The sequence below is a fragment of the Pseudomonas sp. P5_B2 genome (genome assembly GCF_056400445.1).
Genome location: NZ_JBFULH010000225.1, coordinates 1 through 6,779 on the forward strand (window position 1 = coordinate 1; position 6,779 = coordinate 6,779).

General features: G+C 56.4%; 6 protein-coding genes. 2 read left to right on the forward strand and 4 right to left on the reverse strand.

What is annotated here, in order from left to right:
• Window positions 1-127: 127 nt before the first annotated feature.
• The gene (locus AC1DRJ_RS16625) at window positions 128-325 is read right to left on the reverse strand and encodes a YbdD/YjiX family protein (protein WP_461999897.1); all 198 of its coding nucleotides are present in this window, start codon (window positions 323-325) and stop codon (window positions 128-130) included.
• A 15-nt stretch (window positions 326-340) separates the two neighbouring features.
• Window positions 341-2,407: a carbon starvation CstA family protein gene (locus AC1DRJ_RS16630; protein ID WP_477803111.1), complete on the reverse strand. Its 2,067-nt coding sequence runs from the start codon at window positions 2,405-2,407 to the stop codon at window positions 341-343.
• Window positions 2,408-2,567: 160 nt separating this feature from the next.
• Between AC1DRJ_RS16630 and AC1DRJ_RS16635 the strand changes: the two genes are divergently transcribed.
• Window positions 2,568-2,936, forward strand: coding sequence for a PilZ domain-containing protein (locus tag AC1DRJ_RS16635; RefSeq protein WP_477803112.1), 369 nt, complete (start codon window positions 2,568-2,570; stop codon window positions 2,934-2,936).
• Window positions 2,937-3,057: 121 nt separating this feature from the next.
• Here the strand turns inward: AC1DRJ_RS16635 and radA are convergent, their stop codons facing one another.
• On the reverse strand, window positions 3,058-4,425 hold the full coding sequence (radA, locus tag AC1DRJ_RS16640; RefSeq protein WP_477803113.1) for a DNA repair protein RadA: 1,368 nt from the start codon (window positions 4,423-4,425) through the stop codon (window positions 3,058-3,060).
• Window positions 4,426-5,294: 869 nt separating this feature from the next.
• On the opposite strand from radA, the gene mscL reads away from it, so the two are divergent.
• Window positions 5,295-5,708 (forward strand): large-conductance mechanosensitive channel protein MscL, encoded by a 414-nt coding sequence (mscL, locus tag AC1DRJ_RS16645; RefSeq protein ID WP_477803114.1) that lies wholly within the window; start codon window positions 5,295-5,297, stop codon window positions 5,706-5,708.
• 44 nt (window positions 5,709-5,752) lie between these two features.
• On the opposite strand, the gene AC1DRJ_RS16650 is transcribed toward mscL, so the two are convergent.
• Window positions 5,753-6,529 carry a ferredoxin--NADP reductase gene (locus AC1DRJ_RS16650; RefSeq protein WP_477803115.1) on the reverse strand — a complete coding sequence of 259 codons (777 nt, stop codon included), beginning with the start codon at window positions 6,527-6,529 and terminating at the stop codon, window positions 5,753-5,755.
• Between the last annotated feature and the right edge of the window lie 250 nt (window positions 6,530-6,779).

The following is a 6,779-nucleotide window of genomic DNA, read 5'->3' on the forward strand; positions in this document are numbered from 1 at the left end:
AGCAAAAGAAGGTCTCCCATACACTGAAAAAACTGTAGGAGCCTGGCTTGCCAGCGATGGCGTCTTCAAGATCGCTATCGCCGGCAAGCCGTGCTCCTACAGTGGTGTGTTACCTAAGCCTCGTGCTTCAACAGCACTTCGGCCCACCCTTGCCTCCGTAACGAGCTTCCTGGCGTTCGCGGAAGAACATTTCGTAGGTCATCACCGGTTTGTCCGGGTGTTTGGTTTGCATATGCTCGACGTAGGTGTCGTAGTCGGGCATGCCGACCATCAGGCGCGCAGCCTGACCGAGGTATTTACCGAGGCGACTCAGGTCATTGAACATGTTTGCAATCCTCGATTACGCGTCTGGCAAGGCCTGGAATGGCGATTCTTTATCCGTACGCTCTTTTTTACCCCAGGAGGCAATGCCGACCTTGAGTGCGAAGAACAGGATACTGAACACCACGAACAGGAACAGCACCGTCAGCGTTGCGTTGGTGTAGGCGTTGAAGATCACGTGCTGCATCTGCGTGATGTCCTTTGCAGGGGCGATGATCTGACCATTGGCCAGCGCATCGCTGTATTTCTTGGCCAGCGACAGGAAGCCGATCGCCGGGTTGGCGTCGAACAGCTTGATGAAGCCTGCGGTGGTGGTGCAGATCAGCAGCCAAACCGCGGGCACCAACGTCACCCAGATGTAGCGTTGGCGTTTCATTTTGATCAGCACGACGGTGCCGAGCATCAGCGCAATACCGGCGAGCATCTGGTTGGAGATGCCGAACAGCGGCCACAAAGTGTTGATGCCGCCCAACGGGTCAATCACGCCTTGGTATAGCAACCATCCCCACATGGCCACGCAACCGGCGGTGGCGATCAGGTTGGCGGTCCAGGATTCGGTACGTTTGAGCGCCGGCACGAAGGAGCCGAGCAAATCCTGAAGCATGAAACGACCGGCACGGGTACCGGCATCGACTGCCGTCAGGATGAACAGCGCTTCGAACAAGATCGCGAAGTGGTACCAGAACGCCATGGTGTTTTCACCCGGCAGGACACTGTGCAAGATCTGCGCAATACCCACTGCCAAGGTCGGCGCACCACCGGCACGGGCCAGGATGGTGGTTTCACCAATGTCATGGGCTACCGCTTGCAGGGCTTCCGGGGTAATGGCAAAGCCCCAGTTGCTGACCGCTTGCGCCACCGCCACCACATCACTGCCGACCACGGCTGGCGGGCTGTTCATCGCAAAGTACACACCCGGTTCGATCACCGAGGCTGCAACTATGGCCATGATGGCCACAAAGGATTCCATCAGCATGCCGCCATAACCGATGTAACGGGCATTCGTTTCGTTATCCAGCAACTTCGGCGTGGTGCCGGAGGAGATCAGCGCGTGGAAACCCGAGACCGCACCACAAGCGATGGTAATGAACAGGAACGGGAACAGACCGCCCTTCCACACAGGCCCGGTGCCATCGACGAACTGGGTCAGTGCCGGCATTTTCAGCTCGGGCATGGTCACCAGAATACCGATCGCCAAGGCGACGATGGTGCCGATTTTCAGGAAGGTCGACAGGTAGTCACGCGGGGCCAGAATCAGCCACACCGGCAACACTGCCGCAACAAAACCGTAGCCGATCAACATCCAGGTAATTTCAATCCCGGTGAAGCTGAACGCCTTGGCCCAGACCGGGTCCGCTGCAATCTGCCCACCGAGCCAGATCGACCCCAGCAGCAACAGCACGCCGACCACGGAGATCTCACCAATGCGGCCCGGGCGGATGTAGCGCATGTAGATGCCCATGAACATCGCAATCGGGATGGTCGCCATGACCGTGAAAATACCCCACGGACTTTCGGCCAGGGCCTTGACCACGATCAGCGCCAGCACCGCGAGGATGATGACCATGATCAGGAAGCAGCCAAACAGCGCGATGGTGCCGGGAATGCGGCCCATTTCTTCACGGACCATGTCGCCCAGTGACCGGCCATTGCGGCGGGTCGACATGAACAACACCATGAAGTCCTGAACGGAACCGGCCAGCACCACGCCGGCGATCAGCCAAAGCGTACCGGGCAGGTAACCCATCTGCGCCGCCAATACCGGACCGACCAGAGGCCCTGCGCCGGCAATGGCCGCGAAGTGGTGACCGAAAAGAATGTGTTTGTTGGTCGGTACGTAGTCCAGACCGTCATTGTTAAGAACGGCGGGAGTGGCCCGTCGCGGATCGAGTTGCATGACATTGTTAGCGATGAACAGACTGTAGTAGCGATACGCAACCAGATAAATGGCGACGGCGGCAACCACAATCCACAAGGCGTTGATCGCCTCACCACGGCGCAATGCCACTACACCCAGGGCGCACGCACCGACGATTGCCAGCAGCAGCCAGGGTAAATGGCTTAGCAGGCTATTATTATTTTTCATTTTATGATTCCAGCCAGAGTGGACAAGAAAGACAGCCACCCCGAGTTTAGCTCGCCTGACGGCAAAGGCCATACCCCGACATTGATCTAGACGCCCGTCTGCGCTGGCAGGCCCTGATAATGCGGGTCTATAGTCAGCGTACCTTTTTGAGGATCGCGCCATGAGTGAGCACGCAGCGGACCGCCGTCGCTTCAAACGTATCGCGTTCGATGYCAGGACCGAGCTGAGTCAGGGGGAGTACATCTGGCCGGTGAAGTTGATCGACCTGTCGCTCAAGGGCCTGCTGATCGAGAAGCCAGAGCCATGGTTGGGTAATCCGGAGTGGCATTTCCTCGTCGATATTCACCTTACCGATGACGTTGCCATCAAGATGGATGTCCAACTGGCCCACGATGATCATGGCCAACTCGGCTTCGTGTGCAAACACATCAGCCTGGAGTCCATCGAGCGCCTACGGCGGTTGATCGAGCTCAACCTGGGGGATCCAGAGGAACTGGAACGCGAACTCGGCGCCCTGATCGAGGTTTGAAGCCGTCGCTATTCCATTGTGGGAGCCGGGCTTGCCCGCGATGACGGCTTCACATTCAACATCATTGGTTGAATGACAGATCGCTATCGCGGGCAAGCCCGGCTCCTACAGGGATTGTGGTTTACTCGAATAACGCGTCGAGGGCCTGCTCCAGACGCGTCACCGCAATAATCTGCAATCCCGGCGGGGCCTCTTTCGGCGCATTGCCCTTGGGCACGATGGCGCGCTTGAAGCCGTGCTTGGCGGCTTCTTTCAGGCGTTCCTGACCGCTTGGCACCGGGCGTACTTCACCGGAAAGACCGACCTCGCCAAACACCAACAGATCATGCGGCAATGGCCGGTTGCGCAAACTGGACATCACTGCCGCCATCAACGCCAGGTCAGAGGYGGTTTCCAGGACCTTCACCCCGCCGACCACATTGAGAAACACGTCCTGATCGTGGGTGGGAATGCCGCCGTGACGGTGCAAGACCGCCAGCAACATCGCCAGGCGATTCTGATCCAGCCCCAACGTGACCCGGCGCGGGTTGGCCAAATGACTGTCGTCCACCAATGCCTGGACTTCCACCAGCATTGGCCGCGTGCCTTCCCATGTCGCCATGACCACACTGCCCGGGACTTCTTCCTGAGCGCGGGTGAGAAAAATCGCCGATGGATTGGAGACTTCTTTCAGGCCTTTGTCGGTCATGCCGAACACACCCAATTCGTTGACCGCGCCGAAACGGTTTTTTACCGCACGCAACAAACGCAAACGCCCATCGGATTCGCCTTCGAAATACAGAACGGTATCGACCATGTGCTCCAGCACGCGGGGACCAGCCAGTGCGCCTTCTTTAGTCACGTGGCCCACCAGGAAAATCGCAGTGCCGCTCTGCTTGGCATAACGCACCAGCAAAGCCGCGCTCTCGCGAACCTGGGAGACGCCGCCCGGCGCCGATTGCAGTTGTTCGGTGAAGATCGTCTGGATCGAGTCGATCACCATGACTTTGGGCTTTTCCACCCGGGCCGTGGCGATGATGGTTTCGATGCAGGTTTCGGTCATCACCCGCAGTTGATCCTGCGGCAAACCCAGCCGGCGGGCACGCATGGCCACTTGCTGCTGCGACTCTTCACCGGTGACGTACAGAGCGGGCATGCTCTTGGCGAGGTTGCACAAGGTTTGCAGGAGGATGGTCGATTTACCGATGCCCGGGTCGCCGCCGATCAGCACCACCGAACCGTCGACCAAGCCACCGCCGAGCACCCGATCGAGTTCGCTGGAGGCCGTGGAAAAGCGCGGGATTTCTTCGACGCTGACTTCGGCCAGGGTCTTGATCTGGGCCTGTTGGCCGGTCCAGCCGGTGCGACCGCTCGGGGCGGCGGCGCCACCGCTTTCCACCATGGTCTCGGTCAGCGTGTTCCAGGCCCCGCACTCGCCGCACTGGCCAGCCCACTTGGGGAAGGTTGAGCCACACTCGGTGCAGCCGTACATGCGTTTGGCCTTGGCCATCTGAACTCCCGGCAAAAAACGCGATGATAGCTTAGCTGACGCCGATCAGCGCGGCGCAGCGATGAGGGATTTCAACAATGTTCATTACGCATCCTGTTTACCTTTGCTCTCGGTAACTTTTGGAGCGTTGAGCGGCAGTGTATCGATGCACCCAGACGAAAGAGTTGATTATTGGCGTAGAAAAATACTGAGCCTTAAAATAAGCGATCTGCCATAGATTCCATACCGAATACAAGATAGACAGGTGCCATTACAACTTGCTCGACTTATCGAAGACACCCGTTGGATTATAATTAAAAGCCACTTGTCCAATTTTTCGCCCAGACGATCCGAGAGAGGGCTTCGTTGCGCCCAATGGATCGACATCAAACCTATACAAGTCTTAAGCTTTCAAAAGCCGATCGTACAAGTTCCAATCGTCAATATCGCCTGGTTTCAATATGTATAAACAAGCAATTAAATATTTTATAGAACCCTGCCCCTGAACTTTGGCAACTGATTCGCATCAGCTATTAACTCCCAGCGAATGAACCAGGCCGAAAAATTTATATCTGGTCAACTCAGTTACCGCACGCGATGTAGAATCGAGTGTCAAAGCAGCAAAGGCTGTGCGGGTCTTTCAGTGAATGGTTGCCAAGGACAACGGCTCTGAAACGAACGAGTTCGTGCTCCACCTCGTCGCCGCGTCTTTGGTCATGGTGAAGCTGCCATGGGCGACTGTGCCGCCCCCGAGATTGCGGGCCGTTTCAAACTAATTGCCGACAGACAGGTCGATAACCACGAGCATTGTAATGAGGTGTTTCGAGCAAGAGCTGCCGTGCTGATTTACACTGCGTTCACCAACCTCATCTGTAACAGGGAAATAACCTATGGGCGTGATAAGTGAGTTCAAGGCCTTCGCGGTCAAAGGTAACGTGATCGACATGGCAGTCGGCATCATCATCGGCGCTGCGTTCGGCAAGATCGTCACGTCGTTTGTCGGCGACGTGGTCATGCCTCCCATTGGCTTGCTGATCGGCGGGGTGGACTTCAGTGATCTGGCCATTACGCTCAAGGCAGCCGAAGGCAATACCCCGGCCGTAGTGTTGGCTTACGGCAAATTCATCCAGAGCTTGATTGACTTCGTCATTGTCGCTTTTGCGATTTTCATGGGGATCAAAGCGATCAACCAACTCAAGCGCGAAGAGGCCGCTGCCCCATCGCTGCCGCCGGTTCCGAGCAAGGAAGAAGAGTTGTTGAGTGAGATCCGTGATTTGCTCAAGGCCCAGAACAATCGGCCCTGAACTCTGGTTACAAGCAGAAACGGCGCCCGTGAGGCGCCGTTTTTTTACCAAAAATTTTCCACAGCGACTTGGCCTGGTCGTCGGCTGAGGCTCAGGTGCATGTCACGCTGTTTGAGCAGTTTGCGCGTGTCATCGATCATCTGCGGGTTACCGCAAAGCGTGACTCGGGAATGCTCAGGTGTCAGCGCCACGCCAGCAGCCCTCTCCAGCTCTCCATTCTCGATCAGCGTAGTGATCCGCCCGCTCAGGGCGCCGGGGTGTTGTTCGCGGGTGACGGTGGCAATGAATTGCAACTTGTGAGCGTTTTCGGCCAGATAGTCGCGCTGCCCCAACTCGGCGATCAGCGCCTGATACGCCAGCTCCCGGGCTTCGCGAACGCTGTAGACGAGGATGATGCGCTCGAATTTCTCCCAGACCTCAAAGTCCTGCAGGATGGACAGAAACGGGGCAATGCCGGTACCTGTGGATAACATCCAAAGATCACGTCCATCGAGAAATCGATCGAGGGTCAGATAACCAAAGGCTTGGCGGTCGACCAGCAACGTATCACCGACCTCCAGGCGACTCAGCTCGCTGGTGAACTCCCCGCCCGGTACGACAATGGAGAAGAACTCGAGAAATTCGTCATGGGGTGCAGAAACCATCGAATAAGCACGCCAGACCGTACTGCCATCGGGCTTGATAACACCTAACCGGGCGAACTGCCCTGCCCTGAAACGAAAGCCCGCATCCCTTGTGGTCCGCAAGGTAAACAGGTTAGGGGTCAACGGCTGAACGTCAAGCAAGGTTTCGCGAGTGAACTTATCGGCGCTGGCGGTCATGGGTCGCTCCATTGAACTGACCTCACCAGTGTCGCGCAAAGCAGACGATGTAAACACCGATGATTTGTAGTGTCTTTAAAAATGAGATCCACTATTAGTTATAAAGCTGACTTTATATTGCTAGCGACATGCACCGACTGGTACAAAAAAAACGGAAAATAGAATGATGTATGCCATGTGACTGAATTTTAGAGGCTATTGATCTTTAAGAACCAGACACACACTTTAGAAATTCACAAAGAACAAAATA